This window comes from Nocardiopsis sp. FR4, from assembly GCF_009830945.1.
Taxonomy (GTDB): Bacteria; Actinomycetota; Actinomycetes; order Streptosporangiales; family Streptosporangiaceae; genus Nocardiopsis.
Window position 1 is genome coordinate 1 of the sequence record NZ_VWVV01000072.1, and the last position, 1,052, is coordinate 1,052.

A 1,052-nucleotide genomic window follows, 5' to 3' on the forward strand; every position below is an offset into this window, starting at 1 on the left:
ACGACGTGGTGCGCGATAGCTGACATCCCGGCCTGAGCATGCGAACGGCCGTGCGGGACGATCATGATTGTGACGTCAAAATGGGCCCGCACGGCCTTGAGCCATCGTATCTGCACCGGGATCCCGCGCCGCCGCTTGGGCAAGCTGATCGCCGGGTTGGCTGAGCCGTGGACAGCAGGGCAGGAGTCCCAACTACGCGAACGCCGAGGCCGTGACCGGCAGCGCGCCGCAGGGGCCGGACCCAAGCATGACCTGGTGTTCACCGACCGGGTGATCGTGACCCTGATCGTCCTACGCTTCCAGCTCCCGCACGCCGCCCTCGCCCTGTTCTACGGCGTGAACCGCTCCACGATCACACGCGCTGTGCACGAGGTGCGCCCCCTCCTCGCCAACCGCGGCTTCGCCGTCCCCGAATCCCCCGACCTGCGGCTTCGTACCCTGAGCGATGTCTTCGCCTACGCCGCGTCCCAAGGTGTGGAACTGCGCATCGACGGCACCGAGGTCCGCGTACGCCGCCCCCGGGCGAACAAGCCCGGCCGCCGAGCGTTCGTTTCCGGCAAGATGAAGCAGAACACCGAGAAGGCCACCGTCATCAGCGATGAGAAGGGCCGCACACTGTGGACCGGAGCCTTCCGGCCTGGCCGCATGCATGACCAGACGGCGCTCAAGACCGAGGGCATCTGCGACCTGTTCGAGCAGTTCCCCCAGGTGAAGGCCAAGGTCGATGCTGGGTACCGGGGGCTGGCCAAGCAGTTCCCCGACCAGGTCGAAGCCCCGCCACTGAAACCGAAGAAGAACGCCCCGCCCGAGGAAGTGGCCGTCTGGGAGACGGTTCGCAAGAAGCAGTCCCGCGAGCGGATTCCGGTTGAGCACGCCAACGCCGAGCACAAACAGTGGCGGCCTCTCCAGCGGTGGATCGGACGCCGCGAGTACTACGACGAAACCCACCTGGCCATCGCCGGCCTGGTCTCCGACCGCACAGCTATGCGGTAATCACCCACCAGCCGACTCGCTGGGCCAGCACGCCCCAACCTCAATCGCGCACCACGTCG

At 67.0% G+C, this 1,052-nt stretch carries 1 protein-coding gene; it reads left to right on the top strand.

Annotation, left to right across the window (positions count from 1 at the left end; genetic code table 11):
* The first annotated feature begins 96 nt into the window (after positions 1 to 96).
* Positions 97 to 993, top strand: coding sequence for a transposase family protein (locus tag FYW95_RS27470; RefSeq protein ID WP_201295074.1), 897 nt, complete (start codon positions 97 to 99; stop codon positions 991 to 993).
* The last annotated feature ends 59 nt before the right edge of the window (positions 994 to 1,052 follow it).